This window comes from Pseudoalteromonas porphyrae, from assembly GCF_001298125.1.
Classification (GTDB): Bacteria; Pseudomonadota; Gammaproteobacteria; order Enterobacterales; family Alteromonadaceae; genus Pseudoalteromonas; species Pseudoalteromonas neustonica.
On the sequence record NZ_LHPH01000004.1, the window covers coordinates 80,560 to 100,909 of the forward strand.

A 20,350-nucleotide genomic window follows, 5' to 3' on the forward strand; every position below is an offset into this window, starting at 1 on the left:
AGATTTAAATTAACTATCCAGATCATTTTTGTTGATAGTAATAACCCGTTGCGGGAATGGAATTTCAATGTCTGCGTTTTGAATTACTTTATATACGCCTCCATTGACAGCCAATTTGGTTTCAATAATTTTAGTTGTTGGTACCCAATAGCGATAACTAATAGTAACGCCGCTGTCTGCAAAGCGCTCAATGCCGACCTGTGAATGAGGGTCATCAGCAACTAATTCATGATTTTTTAATACCCCTTCAATGAGTTCAATTGCTTGTTCAGCACTGGCGTTATAAGCGATGTCTATTTCGCCCTTAACAAGAGAGTAATTAAACGAGTTATGCAGGATTTCACCGACGATATGCTTATTTGGAATGGTAATTTCGACTTTCTCTTCGTTGATAAGAACAGTATGTCCCAGCTCAATCGTTTTAACTTGGCCACTGACGTTTTTAACTTCAATGGTATCGCCTACTATAAACGGACGAGTGGCAATAATCGCCAAACCTGCGCCATAGTTAGACAACATCCCTTGTAGTGCTAAGCCTGCACCAAGGGACGCGGCACCAATAGCAGCTACAAATGGTGTAACGCTTATGCCTATTTTGCCCAATGCGATAATAATAAACATGATGACCAGCAGTACTTTTACGACATTACTGACAAAGTTAGTAAGCGTGATATCCATATTATTGCGCGCCATGAGTGCGGCAACCATTTTAGATATTTTTTGCGCAACCCATAAACCAAAAATTAAGATCAATACTGCGCCGACTAGCTGCATGCTGTACTTAACGAGGTACTCGCTGATCATGGTGTAATATTTTTCGACTTGTTGTATTTCTGTACTGATCATTACGTGCTCATTAAAAATTAAACGCTCTATTGTTGCTTATCATAGCAGAGCTTGGCTTAAAAAAGGATAAAGTAGAGGAACGATTAACGCAGTTACCAGCGCGCTTAATGCCATGGCAACTGATGCAAAAGCACCAATGCTCGTATTTTCATTTAATGCTGCGGCGGTGCCAATAGCATGGCATGCAGTGCCTATAGCAACACCTTGTGCTTGGTGGTTATAAATCCCCAAAATGCGAAAAAGCATAAAGCCAAATAACGCTCCCAGCAGGCCAATAAAAATAACCATCGCTGCGGCTAGGGATGCAATGCCGCCGAGCGAATCGGTAATTAGCAAAGTAATAGGCGTTGTTACAGACAGTGCTGCTACAGACGCAGCTAGGTGCACAGGAACATCAAATAAAGCGCTCAATAATGTCGCTACAACGGTTGCATTAATAACGCCAAAAGTACAGCTAAGTAAAATTAATAAAGCGTTTTTTCTGATATGGATAAATTGCTGATAAAGAGGCAGTGCTAGTGCAACAATGGCCGGCTCTAATAGCCAGCTGAGTAATTGACTGTGCTGATAAAAGCGCGTGTAAGATAAATCTGCTGCAACAAGGATAACCGCGAAAATAGTAATGGCTAAAAATACGGGGTTACTTATTGCCTTTAATAAAGGTGATTGAATTCGAGAATTCAACTTTCTCAGTAATATAAAGAGCGTAATTATAATTGGAATGCTCAACCACCACATATTACTCATTATGATCCCGTCCTTTGAATAGGGCAATCACATAACTGATCAGAATTAAGCTACTCAGGGGAACAAAAATCAGTGTGGCTGTTAAAAACTGCCAATGCTGTCTAATTAAGCCTAAGTGTTCAATAAATCCGACACCGGCGGGGATGAAAAACAGGGGCATAAAATTTAAAAGAGGTGAAGCGCAGGGAAGTAATTGTTGCTCTTTCACTAAGCCACATAGTAGCAGCGACAGTAATATAAGCATCCCAAGTAATGGCGCAGGAAAACCCCCTCCAATCAAGTGCATTATTGTTTTTGCCGCAGCTAAACTACCAATGATCAATGCGCTACTAATCAAATAGCGTAGTACAGGGTAAGATAATACTTGGGTCGTTTTCATCATTGCTTATTTTATTTAATTAATGAGTAAACTTGAACATGTTTAGCCTAAAAAAACTATGCGACTTATAGACTACCAGTGTTTAGGGTTTTGATATTTTATCGTGTCGTTACCTTTTGCTTTGGCAATCGCTTTTTTGGTATTTGGATTGATAATTAACCTGATTTGGCTAAAGGTTTCTTTTGCTAAAATGCGACGTTTTGGCGTGTGATAACTTTGTTGTGTGACTCGCTTTATAGCTGCAAGGGCATCGGGGGAGCGCTCGAGTAAAGTTGTAATCATACTTTGGCAGGCATCATGTGGGTTGTCACTGAGTAGAGTGACCAAGCCAATCTCGTGTGCTTTGTATGCACTTATTGGTTCGGCATGACTTGCTAGCCATTGCGCGTCATCACGCTTTAATAAACTAGGTAAAATGACATTAGCACCCATATCGGGGCAAAGTCCCCAGCGTGCTTCCATTATTGCTAACTGTGTATCCGGATGAGCAATTCTATAATCAGCGCCTAACGCTATTTGTAATCCCCCTCCAAAGCAGTTTCCTTGTATAACTGCAAATACAGGGACACTTAGAGACTGCCATCCAAGCACAACTTGTTGAGCTAAGTTACAGTTACCAGGCAGCCATTTAAAGAGCAATTTAAACATATCTATTGGGGATTTCATTACACTTGCTACATCAAGCCCTGAACAAAAGTGTTCACCACTGCCTTGAATAATAACAGCGCGAATCGACTTGTTTTTTTTAAGCTGCTTTATGACTTTAGCCAGTTGTTTGAACATGATGAAATTAAGCGCATTTTGTTTCTCTGCTCGAAATAGTGTGACGTACGCAACTGTGTTTTTTATTTCTAATGTAATCATGCCAACTCCTCTGACCTGTTGGTTTTTAGCTTACGAGTTAATCGATTACATGTAAAGCGTCACTCTTTAATTGAACAAAAATTTACAGCAGCGACACAAATGTAAAACCAATGTACAAAAAATTACAAAGTGGTGTATATTTTATTTGAACTTACCACAAAACCTATCGTCAATACTTGCCCTAAACGTACGTTGCGTTTTGCACAATTAGATAATAACCAAATGGTAATGCATTTCATTACCTGCCAAGGAGAAAGCTATGCTGAAACGGTTTACGCCTAATATTTTAGGTACTTACCTGTCATTAACCATTAAATGTATGATTGGTGGTGCATTATTTGCGTCAATAGCAGGCTGCTCTGATGACTCGGCTACTAAACAAGTTGCTCCGCCTCCGGCCGTTTCGGTATTTAAGGTTATAACGCAAGATGTTGGAAATTATCGAGAGTTTGTTGCGAGGACTGAGGCGCATCAGGAAGTTAAAATACGTGCGAGGGTTGAAGGTGAGCTGATTGAACGCCACTTTGATGAAGGATCCTATGTAGAAAAAGGGCAGTTATTACTGAAGATTGATCCAAGTGAGTATCAATCTTCAGTAGCAGGAATTGAGGCTGATTTAAAAAGCAAAATTGCTGGCGCAGATGGTGCAAAGCGAGACCTAACTCGAGGCAAAGAAGTCGCCTCTCAAGGGTTTATTTCGCAATCTGATTTAGATAAGTTAACAACAAAGTACGATCAAGCAGCTGCAGCGGTTAAATCGGCACAAGCCAATCTTGAAAAAGCTAAATTGAATTTAAGTTACACACAAATTAAAGCGCCATTTGCAGGGCGTATTGGTAAAGTAAACTATGATGTAGGTAACTTAGTTGGACCAACATCAAACGAGTTGGCTCAGCTTACTGATGTTGACCCTATTTACGTTAATTTTCAGGTAGAAGAGTCTGACTATATAAGTTACCGCCAAAAGCACCAAGGTAGTGAAGGCAACCCACAAAATGTACCAATCGATTTATCTCTGCGTTTACCTAATAACTCAAACCTAGCATCAAAAGGGCAACTTGATTTCGCTGATACTAAAGTTGATCGCAGTACGGGGACGGTAGAACTACGAGCAACGTTTGCTAATCCTAATAATATAGTTATGCCGGGTTTATTTGTAACCTTGATTTTAGAAAGTAAAGATAAGCAAAAGCAGGCACTAATACCGCAGGCTGCAGTTCAAGAAAACCAACAAGGCAAATTTGTACTCGTCGTTGGGGATGATAAAAAAGTAGCCACTCGTATTGTGCAATTAGGTCGTCGTATTAATGCAATGTGGGTTGTTGAGTCTGGCCTTGAGCAAGGCGAGCAAGTGATTGTCGAAGGTTTGCAAAAAGTGCGCCAAGGGGTGGAAGTTAAGCCAGTCGAGAAAAAGGTTGATCACACCACGGGTACTATTTCTAATTTAACTAATGCCGCGGGCTAAAAGGAGCGTTCATGATCAGTAAAACGTTTATCGCGCGGCCTAAATTTGCCTTAGTGATTTCGATTGTTATCACCCTTGCAGGTTTGATTTCAATGGGATTACTACCGGTGAATATGTACCCGGAGATAACCCCGCCGCAAGTACAAATTACCGCGGTCTATCCCGGTGCAAGTGCACAGATAGTCGAGGAATCTGTGATCAGACCCATTGAAGAACAAATCAATGGTGTTGAAGATATGATGTACATTGAATCGAGCTCAACGAATAATGGCATTGGCAGCATAACCGTATATTTTAAAGTTGGTACAGACACTGATATTGCACAGGTCAACGTGCAAAATAGGGTGGCGCTTGCTGAGCCTGGCTTACCTGCAGAGGTAAAGCGTCAGGGGGTATCAGTTAAGAAAAAATCAAGTGCAATGCTACTGGGGATTAACCTCTTCTCTAGCAAAGATAATATTGATGATATATTTTTGAGTAACTATGCAACCAATTATTTAACCGAATCACTTGGGCGTATACCTGGTGTTGCGTCAGCAGAAGTTATGGGCGAAAGGACCTATTCGATGCGCTTGTGGTTGCGCCCAGATAAAATGGCTGCACTTGGGCTAACAATCGCTGAGGTACAGGCTGCTTTACAAGAGCAAAATACCATTGTAGCAGCCGGTAAATTAGGCGCAGCGCCAAGCTTACCAAGCCAGCAATTTGAATATTCGATTCAAGCTCGAGGGCGCTTAAAAACCCCCGAAGAGTTTGGCCAAACTATTCTTCGCTCAAACCAAGATGGCAATTTCGTCCGTCTTAGTGATATTGCACGTATTGAACTGGGCTCTGCTGATTACAGCGTAATAGCTAAGTTAAACCAGCAAGATACGGCTTTCATTGTTATTTACCAATTAACAGATGCTAACGCAACGCAGGTAGCAAGCGATGTAAAAGCTAAAATGGCAGAACTTGCAAAGCAACTCCCTGACGGTGTTGAATATTCTATACCGTATGATACAACTGAGTTTATTAACCGATCGATTGATGAAGTTGTTGTTACATTATTTCAAGCCGTTGGTTTAGTCGTGTTAGTGGTGTTTTTATTTTTACAAAATTGGCGAGCTACACTTATTCCTACTATCGCCATCCCTGTTTCTTTAGTGGGAACCTTTGCTTTTATGATGGCAATGGGGTATTCAATTAACTTGATTACCTTGTTTGGATTAGTGCTTGCGATAGGTATTGTGGTTGATGATGCGATTATTGTTATTGAAAACGTTGAGCGTATCCTCAAAGAAGAAAAACTACCCATTAAAGAAGCCGTAACGAAAGCTATGGAACAAGTGACAGGGCCGATTATAGCTACCACCTTAGTGTTACTTGCGGTATTTGTGCCTGTAGGTTTTATGCCAGGTATTACTGGGGAACTTTATAAACAATTCTCTGTTACTATTTCGTTTGCAGTGCTTATATCATCTGTCAATGCGCTTACTTTAAGCCCTGCATTATGTGCGTTATTACTAAATGAAAAAGTAATGACGCCGATAAAATGGTTAGCGCCCGTTGATAGAAGTATTACTAAATCTACTACCGTCTATTCTAAAATCATACACTTTATTTTGAAACGTTCGGCACGAATGGCTATTTTTGCATTGGTTATTTTTGTGGCCGCTGGATGGTTGGCCAAAAGTGTCCCGACAGGGTTTATTCCAGCAGAAGATCAAGGCTTTGTATTTGTTGATGTGCAATTACCTGATGCAGCTGCAAGTGGACGCACAGAAAAAGTGATGCATAAAATAGCCGAAATAGTTAAAAATGAACCCGCAGCGACTGATTTTATAGCCGTATCAGGGTTTTCATTAATTGGTGGTGCAGGTTCAAATAATGCGTTAGGTATTGTGATTTTAAAAGATTGGGAAGAACGTACCAGCCCTGAATTAGGCTTAAAGTCTGTTATAGGTCGTTTGATGGGGCAAATGTGGGCAATGCCAGATGCGCAAGTGATGGTCTTTAATCCGCCTCCTATTCCCGGTTTGGGAAGCAGCTCTGGTTTTGAGTTTCGCTTACAAGATAGTGAGGGGCGTGATCCAACGCAGCTGGCCCAAGTTCTTAACGGCTTAGTGTATGAGGCAAATCAGCATCCTAACCTCAGCAATGTTTACAGTACCTTCAGAGCAAATGTTCCGCAGTACTTTTTAGAGGTTGATCGTAACAAAGCCAAAGCTCAAGGTGTTGCTTTGAGTGATATATTTTTAACGCTACAAGCGCAACTGGGCTCGTTATATATCAATGACTTTAATCAGTTTAGCCGTACTTATAAAGTGATTATGCAGGCTGAGAGTGAGTTCCGTAAAAATCCCACTGACTTACAACATTACTTTGTTCGTAACGATAAAGGGGATATGGTTCCACTGACTACACTCGCTAAATTAGAGCCGATCCTTGGGCCTACGACTTTAAACCACTTTAACCTATACCGTAGTGCTAATATTAGTGGCCAAGCCGCGGCAGGGTTTTCAAGTGGTGATGCAATTGCAGCTATGCAAGAGTTGGCTTCGCAGTTACCTAATGGCTATGTGTTTGAATGGGCGGGGCAGTCTAAGCAAGAGATTGAAGCGGGTAATATGGCACCTATCCTATTTGGTCTAGCGGTTATATTTGTTTACCTATTTTTAGTTGCGCAATATGAAAGTTGGACAATTCCATTTTCGGTCATTGCAGCGATCCCATTGGCAATGTTTGGTGCTATGTTGGCGTTGTATGTATTAGGTATGGAAAATAACATTTACGCGCAGGTTGGTTTAGTGTTGTTAATAGGGATGTCGACCAAAACCGCAATTTTAATTGTTGAATTTGCGATGGAGGAGCGTGCTGCTGGTAAGAGTATATTTGACGCTGCATTGAGCGCGGCAAGCATGCGTTTTCGAGCAGTATTAATGACAGCTCTTTCGTTTGTCTTAGGCGTGTTACCTTTAGTCTTTGCAACAGGTGCAGGGGCTGGAAGCCGAGTCTCATTGGGTGTTACTGTATTGGCAGGTATGCTAGCCGCAACTATTTTTGGCACTTTGCTAGTTCCATTATTTTATAGTTTGGTGCAATCAATGCGTGAAAAAATAAAAGGTACTGTATCGACTCAAGAGTGAAGTAAGGGTCGTGTAAAAAAAGTCAGGGAAACCTGACTTTTTTTTGTCAAAAATTTGCTGAGGTTTGATACTATACTTGGTAATTGCATCTTGAAAGGTTTATGGCGATGACAGGGCCCCGTTTATACAGTGAAGAAGAAGTAACGCACCAAGCTTATGATATCTTTTTAGAATTAGCACCAGATAACCTTACGGAGCAGGATGTTGAAGATTTTAATCAACATCGCGAAGAGCTTGGCTTTATTGAAGAAGGTGAGCCAGATGACCAATGGCATGATTTTGTGGCACTTGAAATTGAACCAGAGTTATTTGTTCAAGTACTCGTCGGTCTTGAGTTTGATAATCAAGATATTTTATTTGCTAAAATTTTGATAAGTCGCGATAAAGATGCACCGTTTTGCCATATTTTATGGAAAGAAAGCGAATAATTTAGATGCCATATCTCCGTTATAAAGTACTTATGTTAAGCAATCATACAAAGATTTGTCAGTGATTAGGCTATTTCTGCTATTGAGCTTGATATTGAGCTTTAAAATCTGGGCGGTTGACCCATTTGAAGACTTTCATGAATATGGGCAACTTTCAGATGAAGAGATCCATAAAATTCATCAAGGTGAGTTACTCTACGGTGATATTGAATTTGGCTTTATTGTTAGTCGGGGCAATACTAATTCGACGAGCTTTAAGTTCAAGGGCAATTTATATCAAGATTTTGATAGTTGGCGTAATCAATTTAAAATAGATACGTTATATAAGCGAGATAAAAATGAGGCTACCGGCGATGACGAAGTCTCGGCCAACAGAGTGTTCATATCAGCGCAAGGAAACTATAAAGTTGGTGTGAAAAACGCTTCTTTCTTTATATATGGGGATTACGAAGAAGATAAATTTAGTGGCTTGGACTTTAAAAGTACGTTAGCCACAGGTTATGGAAATAGGCTATATGAAGGGGTTAAAAATCAAGTTGATTTTGATATCGGCCCTGGCTTATATCGCTCTGTTGCAGTAGGTGAAGCGGATGATGATAGTACTAAAACGGGCTATTTGTTGCGTTTGGCGCTGCAATGGGAGCGTACTGTTTCAAAGCGTACGCGCTTTAATCAAGATGTTAGTATTGAACAATCGCTTTCGGGGCTGAATTCGCGATTGAAATCAGAAACTTCATTGATCAGCCAAGTTATGGGGGCGGTGTCGTTAAAGTTTGCTTATTTATATCGTTATAACTCCAAACCGGAAAATGACAAACTAAAGTTTGATTCGGAGCTAAGTGCGACATTCGTTTATAGTTTTTAATATTTATTAGAGAGTGTTATGTATCAACATAAACAATTTGCACTGTTCATTTTTGTTATATTGAGCTGGATTGCCAGTTTTGTAGGTTTAGCGTGGTATTTAATTGGTGCGGATATGCCGTTAATGGTATTTGCAGCAATTTTAGTGCTGGTGGCATTTTTCTTTCATGGTTTAACTATTAAAGTTGATGACACTCAAATCAGTTGGGGTTTTGGCCCTGGTGTATTTGGCGATAAGTTACAATTGACAGATATAGTCGAAGCTAAAGCGGTAGAAAACTCATATAGACACGGTATTGGTTTACGTATTACGCATGATGGTTGGGTGTATACTGTGTCAGGGTTTAGTGCAGTACAGCTAGTTTTAAAAGATGGTAGTCAGTATCGGTTAGGAACTAATGATCAAGATGGTTTACTTGCTGCTTTAGCCGATAAAATTAGTAAGCCTGAGTAGCCCTAAATATCGTAAAATTAATAAATAAAAAGCGCATTAGCGCTTTTTATTTATTAGGGGAAATTGATTAATGGTCGTGACCACAACCACCTTCAACATGTACATGACCATGGGCTAGTTCGTCGGCCGTGGCATCACGCACTTCAAGAATTTCTACATCAAAGTTTAATGTGATCCCTGCAAGAGGGTTGTTACCATCAACAATAACTTCGTCTTCTTGAATATCAATGATCATGACTGATTGATCACCATCATCGGTAGAAGCACGAAATTGCATACCTACTTCAATTTCCATATCTTCAAACATTGATTTAGGTACTGCTTGCATGAGTTCATCATGGCGTTCACCGTAACCGTTTTCAGGTTCAACAGTAACACTCAAAGTGTCACCAGCTTCTTTACCTATAAGTGCGTCTTCTAGGCCTTGAATTAAGTAACCTGTACCAACGATAAAAATGAGTGGCTCACCATCAAATGAGTTATCGATAGAGTTTTTGTCATTATCCATAACAGAATAATGCATTTTTACCACTTTATTTGTTGCAACGATCATAGTTACTCCTATTTATTCGTCGTCAAGAGAGTAGGGTAGAGGAAGAATTGATAGCTCTACCGCCGGGGCATGTTTTGCACGCAGTAACTGACTAGGTTCACTGTCGTTTGGCAACACTACAAGGCCAAATAAGGTTTTACTTTGCGGGTTGTAAGCTTGGCTTATTAATTTACCCGCGCGGCGCCAGTTTTCACCCATTTGAGTTTCTAGTTCCGGCTCTGCCAATTCTCCGTCACTATGTCCTGACACTATATACATTGCGCGTTTATTCTTACCAAGGTATTTCATTCGCGCTACAGTTTCTTGGCCGGTATAACACCCTTTACGAAAGCTAATTCCGCCAATAGCTTGTAGGTTAACCATTTGCGGGACATATTCACCAAGGGCCAACTCATTGAGTTCAGGTTCACCAGCTAAAATAGCGTGTTGTTGCCACAAAGCATCGTTTTCAAGCGCGATAACGTCATCAGGAAGAGAAAAGTCAGCATTAACCATTAATAAGATACGGTTGTCTGCTAGTTTTATGGCTTTACCATAACTAAAATCACACGCGTTATCCTGCCCATTAAAATGGATATCGAGGCTTTTTAGGGCTGCGGTTACGTCTTCACCAATTAAACCGATTAATTTTTCTGTTGCTGCTAGGAGCTCAACGTTTGAAAATACCGCATATTTTTTCAATTCAGCTAGTGATTGGGTGATTTCAACTTCAGAGGCCGCTAAATAGTAGCTATCTTGGTAGGCAAATAATTTCGCGACGCTCCATAGTTTACCTTTGGCATTACAATGCCCAGTCCATAAATAGTTATTTTGGCTTAGCTTGTTGATATCTTGAGTAATTTGACCATGAAGGTAGGCGAGTTTATCAACACCACTAATGCGGATCAGCTGATGTGACAAAGGGCATGCATATACTGTTGACATAAAAACCTGCGTTACAAAAAATATAGGGGCTCATAATACCGTAGTTAGCGCTGAGGGTATAGATGCATAAATTGCTGTTTATTCAGGTGCAATTTGTTAAACTGCAAGGTAACTAAGTACGAGGTAAAAAATGACTGAAATTCACAATAAAGCGCGTATCCGTTGGGCTTGTCGCCGCGGCATGTTAGAACTCGATGTGTTGTTTATGCCGTTTGTCGATGAGGCATTTGATTCATTATCTGTGCAGCAGCAAGCTGTACTACAGCGTTTATTAGAAGCTGATGATCCCGATTTATTTGCGTGGTTTATGGGCCATCAAGAATGTAAAGACCCAGAACTGAAGCAAATGGTACAACTTATTTTAGACCGGGTTCGTGTATAGATTCACGGTTGCAAGAAATAAAGCAGACCACAAACCCTTTGTGGTCTTATTTGGTTTGTTCGCCTGTTGTTTTAGTCTTTTTTTAACCACCCTTACAGTTCAACTACTTACTTTGGCTATGGCTTTTATTAGTGGCCGTTGGTGTTGGCTGCAATTTAAAGCTGTGCATAGTGATGAGGGGGTTGTGATTTTATCATCGTCAAATATCTGCTTTGAAAGTAAAACAGTAAAAATCAACGGTAATCTCAGTTGTAAAAGCCGAGTGTATCCAAAGAGTGTGTGGTTACATATAGAATCATTGGCTCAATCTCGCTGGTTAATTGTTAATGCCAGGAGTGTTGAGCCGCAAAACTTCATTCGCCTTAAACGTGCTATTTTGGCTGCTCGAACTGAGTCGGCGGGGTTAAAATAGTTGGGGTTGGGTTATCATTTAACTGTGGGTAGTCAATGGTGTAATGAAGGCCTCTGCTTTCTTTTCGCTCCATAGCACTTCGAATAATAAGCTCAGCAACTTGGACTAGGTTACGTAGCTCTAATAAGTTATTAGTAACGCGGAAGTTTGCATAATAATCACGAATTTCTTGTTGTAGTAGTTCAACACGGTGTAAAGCGCGTTCCAAGCGCTTAGTTGAACGTACTATGCCAACATAATCCCACATAAATAGACGTAACTCATGCCAATTATGCGTGATCACCACTTCTTCATCTGAATTAGTAACACGACTTTCATCCCATACAGGTAAGGTTTTTAATGCCGGGCTGTGCTGTATTTTAGCTAAAATGTCTTTTGCTGCGGCATGGGCAAACACAATGCATTCTAACAATGAATTACTCGCCATACGGTTAGCGCCATGTAGGCCTGTGTAAGCGACTTCGCCAATTGCGTAAAGATTATCTAGATCGGTTTTACCGTTAAAATCAGTCATTACGCCACCACAAGTGTAATGAGCTGCCGGTACTACTGGGATCGGGTCTTTAGTAATATCAAGACCCACACTCAAGCACTTTGCGTAAATAGTAGGAAAGTGCTCAATAATAAAGTCTTTATCTTTGTGGCTGATATCCAAATATACGCAATTTGCACCTAAGCGCTTCATTTCGAAATCGATAGCGCGAGCAACAATATCTCTTGGTGCTAATTCTTCACGAGTATCAAAATCTTTCATAAATCGGGTGCCATCAGGGCGTTTTAAGTAAGCGCCTTCACCACGCATGGCTTCTGTTATAAGAAAATTCTGTAACTCTGGGTGATATAGGCTAGTTGGGTGGAATTGGTTAAATTCCATATTGGCAACGCGACACCCCGCACGCCATGCCATTGCAATACCGTCACCGCTAGATACGTCAGGGTTTGATGTATAGAGGTAGACTTTACTGGCTCCACCGGTAGCTAAAGCCACGAATTTAGCTGAAATCGTTTCGACTTTTTTTGCCGCGCGGTTCCACATATACACGCCGTGAATATGTTGGCCGGTTTGGCCTAGTTTTTTATCACCAATCAAATCAATTGCATTATATTGTTCAAGCAATGTTATTCTAGGGTGTGCTTGCACTTGGCTTATCAGGGTCGTTTGTACAGCGCGACCAGTTGCGTCTGCAGCATGAAGAATACGCCGGTGACTGTGGCCGCCTTCACGCGTTAAGTGAAAACGTTCTTTGCCTTTGCTGTCAAATTCCATATCAAAGGGGACGCCTTGCTCAATAAGCCATTGTAAGCAATCAGGGGCATTGCTTGCAGTGTAATGAACAGCTTCTCTGTCGCATAAACCACCACCGGCATCTAAAGTGTCTTGCACATGCGATTCTATACTGTCATTTTTTTTATCAAAAACAGCAGCAATTCCGCCTTGGGCATAGAGTGTGGAACCTTCGGTTAGTTCACCTTTACTAATTACGGTGACTTTACAGTGGTTGGCTAAAGACAGAGCTAATGAGAGGCCAGCTGCGCCACTGCCTATAATCGCGACATCCGTAATGTGGTGTTTATTTTGGTTCATGTCCGTGGTCTTTGCGGTTACAATGCTCAGATACTAATTTATGCAATTGGTACGAGCAATCAATATTATTATGATAGGCGTATATGTATCATATTTGGCGCGACACTATTAGTGATTTTCAGCTTTTGCCAACTTATTTACGGCTATTTTATAAAATAATAATATTAAACAGAACTTTTTGTTCATAGCGTAGTCAGAGTATTTGTGAACAATGGCTAAGATATGAATAACAAGCAATAATTAGATATAGGAGTACCGGCTCGAATGAGCGAGCAGGATTTGGATTTAGCGCTAGTAAAAAGGGTCCAGCAAGGCGATAAAAATGCCTTCAATCTTTTAGTAAAGAAGTATCAGAATAAAATCGCTGGTTTGATTTCACGTTACGTATCAAATCAAGGTGATATTGCTGATGTAGCACAAGAGGCGTTTATTAAAGCGTATCGTGCTCTTCCTAACTTTAGAGGGGACAGTGCCTTTTATACTTGGTTATACCGTATCGCCGTTAATTGTGCTAAAAATTACTTAGTGGCTCAGGGTCGCAAACCGCCAGCAAATGATATAGATGCTGACGATGCCGAATTTTACGATGGCGCAGATGCAATGCGTTCAAATGCATCCCCTGAAAACTTGTTATTAAGCGAAGAAGTTCGCGCAGTTATTTTTAGCACCATTGATAGTTTGCCTGAAGATCTTAAAACCGCAATCACCCTACGAGAAATCGAAGGGATGAGCTATGAAGAAATAGCAGTGGTGATGGATTGCCCAGTCGGGACGGTGCGTTCGCGTATTTTCCGTGCCCGTGAAGCAATTGATAACAAATTAAACCCATTAATAGGCGAGTCTTAATATGACAAAAGCAGACGTTAACAAGTTGGATAATCAACATCTATCCGCATTACTTGACGGCGAACAACCACTAGAGAATCAAGTGTTAGCATCTGATGATGCTGCTACTTTTGGTCGTTACGCATTGATTGGTGATGCTATGCGTGCTGAGTCAGATAATGCCTTCGTTATAGATATCAGTGATAGCGTTGCAAAAGCACTAGAAAGTGAACCTGTGTATGCTGACTTTAGTCAAAAACAGGCACAGCCTACACCTCTAGTGGCAAACGGCACCGATAATGTAGTGGAATTTAACTGGCGTAAACCAATTTCACAGTTGGCTATTGCAGCCAGTGTGGCAATGTTTGCGATTGTTGGTGTTCAGACTTTGCCACAAGGTGAAAATTCATCGGCGAATGAAATTCCAATGCTACAAACAACACCTTTAACGGGTGTTGCGTCTCCAGTGAGTTATTCATCAGAACCAGCGCTTGAAAATGCAGAGCAAGGTTTACGTGAGTTACAGCAGCAGCGCATAGGCGCTTTAGTTCTTGAGCATCAACGCCAAGCACGAGTTGCATATTCATTAGAAAAAGCCCACACTAAGGCGCAAGCCGAAGAGGAAAAAAACTAATTTAATGAAAGTTATTACTTTTATTTTGTCGTTGGTATTAATGGCTCCAGCCTTTGCTGACGACGAAAACCCCGCTAAAGAGCTACTGCTCCAGATGGCTGATGCCGTCCACAACCGCAACTTTGATGCCTCTTTTGTTGTCGTCAAAGGTAAAGCGATGGAACCCTATCGTTGGTTACATGCAAAACAAGGTGACACCGAACTTGAGCATTTAAGCTTACTTAATGGTGCTGGCCTAGAAATGGTTAGAATTAATAACCAAGTAACTTATTTTGAGCCTCAATCTGCGCCTTATTCAATTGCTACAGACTCTATTGCAGGTCCGATTCCAGAAGTTCTATTCAAAAATATTGAACGATTAAGTTTGCACTATGATTTTGTTTTAGGGGGGAAAGGACGTATTGCTGGACGTGCTGCTCAATTAGTTCGTATTGAATCAAAAGATGAATATAAGTATAATTATTGGCTCTGGCTAGATGCAGAATCATCCTTGTTGCTTAAATCTGCGTATGTTAATCACGCCGGTGAAATGCTAGAGCAGCTTCAATTAACACATATTAGTGTGACCGAAGAGCCTGCGCCACTGTTATTAGAAATGCTTAATCGTCAATTTCCAACGTCATTACCGGCCGTTGAAGTTTCTAATAAAGAGTCAAAAACAGCGGGTAATAATTGGCAAATCGGTTGGTTACCTGATGGGTTTAGTTTACTTAAATCAGATCGCCATAAATTAGATTTAAACAATGAACTGACTGATTATTATCTATATTCAGATGGTTTTGTTGAAGTGTCGGTGTTTGTTCAACGACCTTTACCAGGGCGCAGACCGAGTGGTTCTTTATCATCAGGAGCTACAACTGTTTATGTTCATAATGCTGGAAGCTTTGATGTGTCGGTGGTGGGAAATATACCAGCAATGACCGCCAAGGCAATTGCTGAGTCGGTTGCAAGACCATTGTAAATTAAAAGCAGATAATGATAGAACAAACCCTTACAGTGGTGTCAATTGATGGCGCCACTGCGCATTTAGAAGCTCAACAAAAAAAAGCTTGCGAAGGCTGTAATGGTCGCTGTGGCTCTCAAGTGTTTGGCAAACTATTTGGCACCGCTAAAAAAACCTTTCCTTACCAATTTGAAACTGTTGTTGCTGTCGGGCAAAAAGTGACACTTGCGCTAGACGATAGTCACATGGTAAAACATGCCTTTGCAGTATATATGCTGCCTTTAGTCTTGGGGTTAGTGTTTTCTCTGATCGCTGCTGAGTTTTTTTCTGCGCCAGAATGGTTACAAATAATTGCCGCTATAAGTGGTGGTTTTACTGGCTTTGCTGTAGCTAAAAGTCGAGTGAAAAGTCTCAAACATGACATCAAAGTAATAAAAATTCATCCAATTAGCCTCCCTTTAACTCAAATAGATGGTGATTGAAGCCAATTAAATGTAAAATTGCGGCTTTATACACTCAATCAATTAAAATAGAAGTTTAGAATCCAGTTTATGAAGCATATCCGTAATTTTTCGATCATCGCCCATATTGACCACGGTAAATCGACCCTTTCTGATCGTTTGATCCAAGTTTGTGGCGGTTTAACTGACCGTGAAATGCAAAAACAAGTATTGGATTCAATGGATATAGAGCGCGAACGTGGCATCACGATTAAAGCGCAAAGTGTAACCTTAAATTATAAAGCAAATGATGGTGAAACTTACCAGCTAAACTTTATCGATACACCAGGACACGTTGATTTTACTTATGAAGTATCACGTTCATTGGCTGCCTGTGAAGGCGCATTACTTGTAGTAGATGCAGGCCAAGGTGTTGAGGCGCAAACATTAGCAAATTGTTATACCGCCATAGAAATGAATTTAGAAGTTATACCAGTACTAAATAAAATCGATTTACCACAAGCAGATCCACTTCGCGTTGCTGAAGAAATTGAAGATATTATTGGTATTGATGCGCTTGATGCTGTGCAATGTAGCGCTAAAACAGGTGTTGGTATTGCTGAAGTTCTTGAAATGATTGTCAGAGATGTACCATCGCCAGAAGGTGATAAAGACGCGCCATTACAAGCATTAATTATCGACTCTTGGTTTGACCCGTATCAAGGTGTTGTATCACTTGTACGTATTAAACACGGTGAACTACGCATCGGCGACAAAATTAAAATCATGTCGAATGAGCATATTCATACTGCAGATCAAGTTGGTGTATTTACACCAAAGCAAACAAACACCGGTATTTTAAGAACTGGCGAAGTAGGCTTTGTTATTGCTGGTATTAAGGAAATACATGGCGCGCCAGTTGGCGATACGATTACCCATCAAAAAAATGCAGCGCCTGCTCGCTTACCTGGTTTTCAAAAAATTAAACCACAAGTGTATGCGGGTATGTTCCCTATTGCGTCAGATGAATATGAATCGTTCCGTGATGCCCTGAATAAACTAAGTCTTAACGATGCGTCGTTATTCTTTGAACCAGAGAATTCTACCGCACTTGGTTTTGGTTTTCGTTGTGGCTTTTTAGGCATGCTGCACATGGAAATTATTCAAGAGCGTTTAGAACGTGAATACGATATTGATCTAATTACCACTGCGCCTACTGTAATCTATGAAATAGTAACAAAAGAAGGTACTTTTCAGATTGATAATCCGTCTGACCTTCCGGCAGTAAATGATATTCAAGAAATTCGAGAGCCAATTGTAGAAGCAAATATCCTTGTTCCTCAAGAGTACTTAGGTAATGTTATTACCCTATGTATAGAGAAACGAGGTATGCAAACTAAAATGAGTTACCACGGTAAACAAGTAGCCGTAACGTATGAGCTACCAATGGCTGAAGTAGTAATGGACTTTTTTGATAAATTAAAGTCAACCAGCCGTGGTTTTGCATCGCTTGATTACAACTTTAAGCGTTTTCAAACGTCAGACATGGTACGTGTTGATATTTTAATAAATGCTGAGCGTGTTGATGCACTTGCGATTATTGTACACAGAGACAGTGCACAATCTCGTGGTCGTCAGTTAGCTGATGCACTTAAAGAGCTTATTCCACGTCAAATGTTTGATATTGCAATTCAGGCGGCAATTGGCGCGCATGTTATTGCACGTACAACCGTTAAGCAGTTACGTAAAAATGTAATCGCCAAGTGTTACGGTGGTGACGTAAGTCGTAAGAAAAAACTGCTTAAAAAGCAAAAAGATGGTAAAAAACGTATGAAGCAAGTTGGTAATGTTGAAGTGCCACAAGAAGCGTTTTTAGCAATTCTTAAAGTTGGTAAGTAAGGCTTAGTAACCCAGTTTCGTAAGAGAAAGGATTTAATGTATGGCAGGTTATTTTTCAATATTTTTAGTGCTATTAACATTAGGCTCAGGCTTAATTTGGTTAATTGACCATCTAATGTTTGCGCCAAAAAGACAGCAACGCTTAGCTCTTGCACAAAGTTCTGCTGGCGGCGAGCTAGATGAAGAAACTGCCGCATTAATTGCGCCTGAGCCGACATTGACAGAGACTGCTAAGTCGATTTTCCCGATGATCGCAGCAATTACTATTTTTAGGTCGTTTTTATTTGAACCGTTTCAAATTCCGTCAGGTTCAATGATGCCTACCTTGTTAGTGGGTGACTTTATTTTAGTGCAAAAGTATTCTTATGGGGTGAAAGACCCTGTATGGCGTACTCAGTTAGTCGATGTTGCTGAACCTGAACGCGGTGATATAGTGGTATTTAAATATCCATTAGATGAACGTATAGATTATATTAAACGAGCTATTGGTTTGCCTGGTGATAAAATTGTTTACCGTAACAAGCGTTTATATATTCAACCAAATTGCGCAGAGGGTGAAACTCAGCAGGGCGATTTATTGTGTAATGAGTATAATAAGATTGATATGGAAATCATCAATCGTGATGAATTTAAGCAAGGCTCTATGGATTTAGTGCGTTTAAATGAAAATTTAACGACGCTAAAACATGATATTTTAATAAACCCAGAAGCGCTGGAAATGAAAGGGCGTTACTATCAACAGCCGGGTACACGTTCTGATGAATGGGTAGTACCGGCTGATCATTATTTTATGATGGGTGACAACCGCGATAACAGCCAAGATAGTCGCGTATGGGGCTTTGTGCCAAAAGAAAACTTGGTGGGTAAAGCTGTCTTTATATGGATGAGTTTTGAATTTGATAATGGCCCAGATGACATTGTACCAGGCTGGGTTCCAACTGGTGTTCGTTTTGAACGCCTAGGTAATATTCAGTAACAATGAAAAAAAATGTAACAGAGCTATATAGCAAAATAGGGTATACCTTTATTGATCAAGCATTGCTTGAGCAGGCGATGACCCATCGCAGCCATAAAGGACAACATAACGAGCGCCTAGAGTTTTTAGGTGATTCAATTTTAAGTTTTGTCATTGCAAATGCATTATATGGCAAATTCCCTAAAGCCCGAGAAGGTGACTTGAGCCGTATGCGCTCAACGCTTGTTCGTGGTCAAACGTTAGCCGAATTTGGCTTGGAGTTTGGTTTAGGTGATTACCTGCGTTTAGGTCCAGGTGAGCTTAAAAGTGGCGGCTTTCGACGTGAGTCAACTTTAGCTGATGCGGTTGAAGCCATAATCGGTGCTGTATTTTTAGATGCAGGTATAGATGTTTGTGGTAATTTAATTTTGGCTTGGTACGAACCTCGCCTTGATGCTATTTCACCAGGCTTAAACCAAAAAGACCCTAAAACGCTATTACAAGAGTATTTACAAGCTCGAAAACTACCTTTGCCAGGCTACACCGTAGTTGATACTAAAGGTCAGGCGCACAATCAAACATTCACGGTAGAATGTATAGTTGAAGGTATGGATAGCATCATCTCAGTAGGTAGTTCACGTCGTAAGGCTGAACAAAAAGCCGCTGAAAAAGCACTTAAGATACTTAAAAATGAACCTTGATACACTGATCCAGCCTCATACAGGTGAAGTTGATACGTTTTGCGGCATGGTCGCCATTGTTGGTCGACCAAACGTAGGTAAATCTACGTTGCTAAACGAAATTATTGAACAAAAAGTGAGTATAACCTCACGCAAACCGCAAACAACGCGCCACCGTATCATGGGTATTCATACCGAAGGTAAGCATCAGGCTGTTTACGTCGATACACCGGGGCTGCACGTTGAAGAAAAGCGTGCCATTAACCGTTTAATGAATCGCGCAGCATCTAGCTCAATCGGTGATGTAGAACTTATTATATTTGTTGTTGAAGGCACTCATTGGAATGCTGACGATGACATGGTGCTAAATAAAGTATCACAAAGCGGTAAACCAGTATTATTGGTTATTAATAAAATAGACCAAGTAAAGGACCGTGATCTTGTACTGCCACATATGAAGTGGTTAGGTGACAAGTTTGATTTTGTTGGTATTATGCCCGTATCTGCGACGCAGGGTAAAAATATTAACCTAATCAAAGATGAAGTAACAAAACGTTTACCACCGTGTGAGTTTTACTTTCCTGAAGATTATGTAACCGATCGCTCAATGCGCTTTATGGCGGCTGAAGTGATCCGTGAAAAGTTAATGCGTTTTATGGGTGAGGAATTACCTTATTCAGTAACTGTCGAAATTGAGCAGTTTAAATGGCAAGAAAACGGCATTTGGCATATCAATGGCTTAATCTTGGTTGAGCGTGAAACTCAAAAACGCATGGTAATTGGTAACAAAGGCGAAAAGCTGAAAGTTATTGGCCGTGAAGCACGTAAAGATCTTGAAGAAATGCTCGATAACAAAGTATTTTTAGAGCTTTGGGTTAAAGTTAAATCAGGTTGGGCTGACGATGAGCGTGCACTTCGCAGCTTAGGTTACGGTGAAGATTAA

At 40.6% G+C, this 20,350-nt stretch carries 21 protein-coding genes; 14 read left to right on the top strand and 7 right to left on the bottom strand.

Features of this window, described 5'->3' with window-relative positions; all coding sequences use genetic code 11:
- Positions 1-9: 9 nt before the first annotated feature.
- From ADS77_RS04710 to ADS77_RS04725, 4 genes are all read right to left on the bottom strand, one after another.
- Positions 10-846 carry a mechanosensitive ion channel family protein gene (locus ADS77_RS04710; protein ID WP_054453188.1) on the bottom strand — a complete coding sequence of 279 codons (837 nt, stop codon included), beginning with the start codon at positions 844-846 and terminating at the stop codon, positions 10-12.
- A gap of 39 nt (positions 847-885) precedes the next feature.
- Positions 886-1,593, bottom strand: a complete 708-nt coding sequence (locus ADS77_RS04715; RefSeq protein WP_054453190.1) for an LrgB family protein — start codon at positions 1,591-1,593, stop codon at positions 886-888.
- Positions 1,586-1,975: a CidA/LrgA family protein gene (locus tag ADS77_RS04720; RefSeq protein WP_064435701.1), complete on the bottom strand. Its 390-nt coding sequence runs from the start codon at positions 1,973-1,975 to the stop codon at positions 1,586-1,588. Before ADS77_RS04720 ends, ADS77_RS04715 begins: the two co-directional genes overlap by 8 nt.
- Before the next feature lie 69 nt (positions 1,976-2,044).
- On the bottom strand, positions 2,045-2,836 hold the full coding sequence (locus tag ADS77_RS04725; protein ID WP_054205392.1) for a crotonase/enoyl-CoA hydratase family protein: 792 nt from the start codon (positions 2,834-2,836) through the stop codon (positions 2,045-2,047).
- A gap of 259 nt (positions 2,837-3,095) precedes the next feature.
- Between ADS77_RS04725 and ADS77_RS04730 the strand changes: the two genes are divergently transcribed.
- The 5 genes from ADS77_RS04730 to ADS77_RS04750 all read left to right on the top strand — a co-directional run bounded on the left by ADS77_RS04730 (position 3,096) and on the right by ADS77_RS04750 (position 9,175).
- A complete protein-coding gene (locus ADS77_RS04730) occupies positions 3,096-4,301 on the top strand; it encodes an efflux RND transporter periplasmic adaptor subunit (protein ID WP_054453192.1) in 1,206 nt (401 codons plus the stop codon).
- A gap of 11 nt (positions 4,302-4,312) precedes the next feature.
- Entirely contained in the window at positions 4,313-7,429 is a 3,117-nt protein-coding gene (locus ADS77_RS04735) for an efflux RND transporter permease subunit (protein ID WP_054453194.1), read from the top strand.
- Between the two features lie 107 nt (positions 7,430-7,536).
- Positions 7,537-7,857, top strand: coding sequence for an HI1450 family dsDNA-mimic protein (locus tag ADS77_RS04740; protein WP_054205395.1), 321 nt, complete (start codon positions 7,537-7,539; stop codon positions 7,855-7,857).
- Between the two features lie 91 nt (positions 7,858-7,948).
- The gene (locus ADS77_RS04745; protein ID WP_405631550.1) at positions 7,949-8,722 is read left to right on the top strand and encodes a DUF481 domain-containing protein; all 774 of its coding nucleotides are present in this window, start codon (positions 7,949-7,951) and stop codon (positions 8,720-8,722) included.
- Positions 8,723-8,740: 18 nt separating this feature from the next.
- Positions 8,741-9,175, top strand: coding sequence for a hypothetical protein (locus tag ADS77_RS04750; protein WP_054205397.1), 435 nt, complete (start codon positions 8,741-8,743; stop codon positions 9,173-9,175).
- A gap of 67 nt (positions 9,176-9,242) precedes the next feature.
- Here ADS77_RS04750 and ADS77_RS04755 read toward each other — a convergent pair whose 3' ends face one another.
- Together ADS77_RS04755 and ADS77_RS04760 are read right to left on the bottom strand one after the other, a co-directional pair.
- A complete protein-coding gene (locus ADS77_RS04755; RefSeq protein ID WP_054205398.1) occupies positions 9,243-9,728 on the bottom strand; it encodes a peptidylprolyl isomerase in 486 nt (161 codons plus the stop codon).
- A gap of 12 nt (positions 9,729-9,740) precedes the next feature.
- Positions 9,741-10,652, bottom strand: a complete 912-nt coding sequence (locus ADS77_RS04760) for a YgfZ/GcvT domain-containing protein (RefSeq protein ID WP_054205399.1) — start codon at positions 10,650-10,652, stop codon at positions 9,741-9,743.
- Positions 10,653-10,782: 130 nt separating this feature from the next.
- Between ADS77_RS04760 and ADS77_RS04765 the strand changes: the two genes are divergently transcribed.
- Positions 10,783-11,034: a succinate dehydrogenase assembly factor 2 gene (locus tag ADS77_RS04765; RefSeq protein WP_054205400.1), complete on the top strand. Its 252-nt coding sequence runs from the start codon at positions 10,783-10,785 to the stop codon at positions 11,032-11,034.
- Positions 11,035-11,405: 371 nt separating this feature from the next.
- On the opposite strand, the gene nadB is transcribed toward ADS77_RS04765, so the two are convergent.
- Positions 11,406-13,031, bottom strand: coding sequence for an L-aspartate oxidase (nadB, locus tag ADS77_RS04775; protein ID WP_054453196.1), 1,626 nt, complete (start codon positions 13,029-13,031; stop codon positions 11,406-11,408).
- A 264-nt stretch (positions 13,032-13,295) separates the two neighbouring features.
- Here nadB and rpoE point away from each other — a divergent pair, with 264 nt between their 5' ends.
- The 8 genes from rpoE to era all read left to right on the top strand — a co-directional run bounded on the left by rpoE (position 13,296) and on the right by era (position 20,350).
- Entirely contained in the window at positions 13,296-13,877 is a 582-nt protein-coding gene (rpoE, locus tag ADS77_RS04780; protein ID WP_054205403.1) for an RNA polymerase sigma factor RpoE, read from the top strand.
- A gap of 1 nt (position 13,878) precedes the next feature.
- Positions 13,879-14,490 (top strand): sigma-E factor negative regulatory protein, encoded by a 612-nt coding sequence (locus ADS77_RS04785; RefSeq protein WP_054453199.1) that lies wholly within the window; start codon positions 13,879-13,881, stop codon positions 14,488-14,490.
- Between the two features lie 4 nt (positions 14,491-14,494).
- Positions 14,495-15,451: a MucB/RseB C-terminal domain-containing protein gene (locus tag ADS77_RS04790; RefSeq protein ID WP_054453201.1), complete on the top strand. Its 957-nt coding sequence runs from the start codon at positions 14,495-14,497 to the stop codon at positions 15,449-15,451.
- Between the two features lie 14 nt (positions 15,452-15,465).
- Complete coding sequence (locus ADS77_RS04795) at positions 15,466-15,915, top strand: SoxR reducing system RseC family protein (RefSeq protein WP_054205406.1); 450 nt, start codon at positions 15,466-15,468, stop codon at positions 15,913-15,915.
- Between the two features lie 69 nt (positions 15,916-15,984).
- On the top strand, positions 15,985-17,772 hold the full coding sequence (gene lepA / locus ADS77_RS04800; protein ID WP_054205407.1) for a translation elongation factor 4: 1,788 nt from the start codon (positions 15,985-15,987) through the stop codon (positions 17,770-17,772).
- 40 nt (positions 17,773-17,812) lie between these two features.
- Positions 17,813-18,748 (top strand): signal peptidase I, encoded by a 936-nt coding sequence (gene lepB, locus ADS77_RS04805; RefSeq protein ID WP_054205408.1) that lies wholly within the window; start codon positions 17,813-17,815, stop codon positions 18,746-18,748.
- A 2-nt stretch (positions 18,749-18,750) separates the two neighbouring features.
- Positions 18,751-19,428, top strand: coding sequence for a ribonuclease III (gene rnc, locus ADS77_RS04810; protein ID WP_054453203.1), 678 nt, complete (start codon positions 18,751-18,753; stop codon positions 19,426-19,428).
- Positions 19,418-20,350 carry a GTPase Era gene (gene era, locus ADS77_RS04815; RefSeq protein ID WP_054205410.1) on the top strand — a complete coding sequence of 311 codons (933 nt, stop codon included), beginning with the start codon at positions 19,418-19,420 and terminating at the stop codon, positions 20,348-20,350. Before rnc ends, era begins: the two co-directional genes overlap by 11 nt.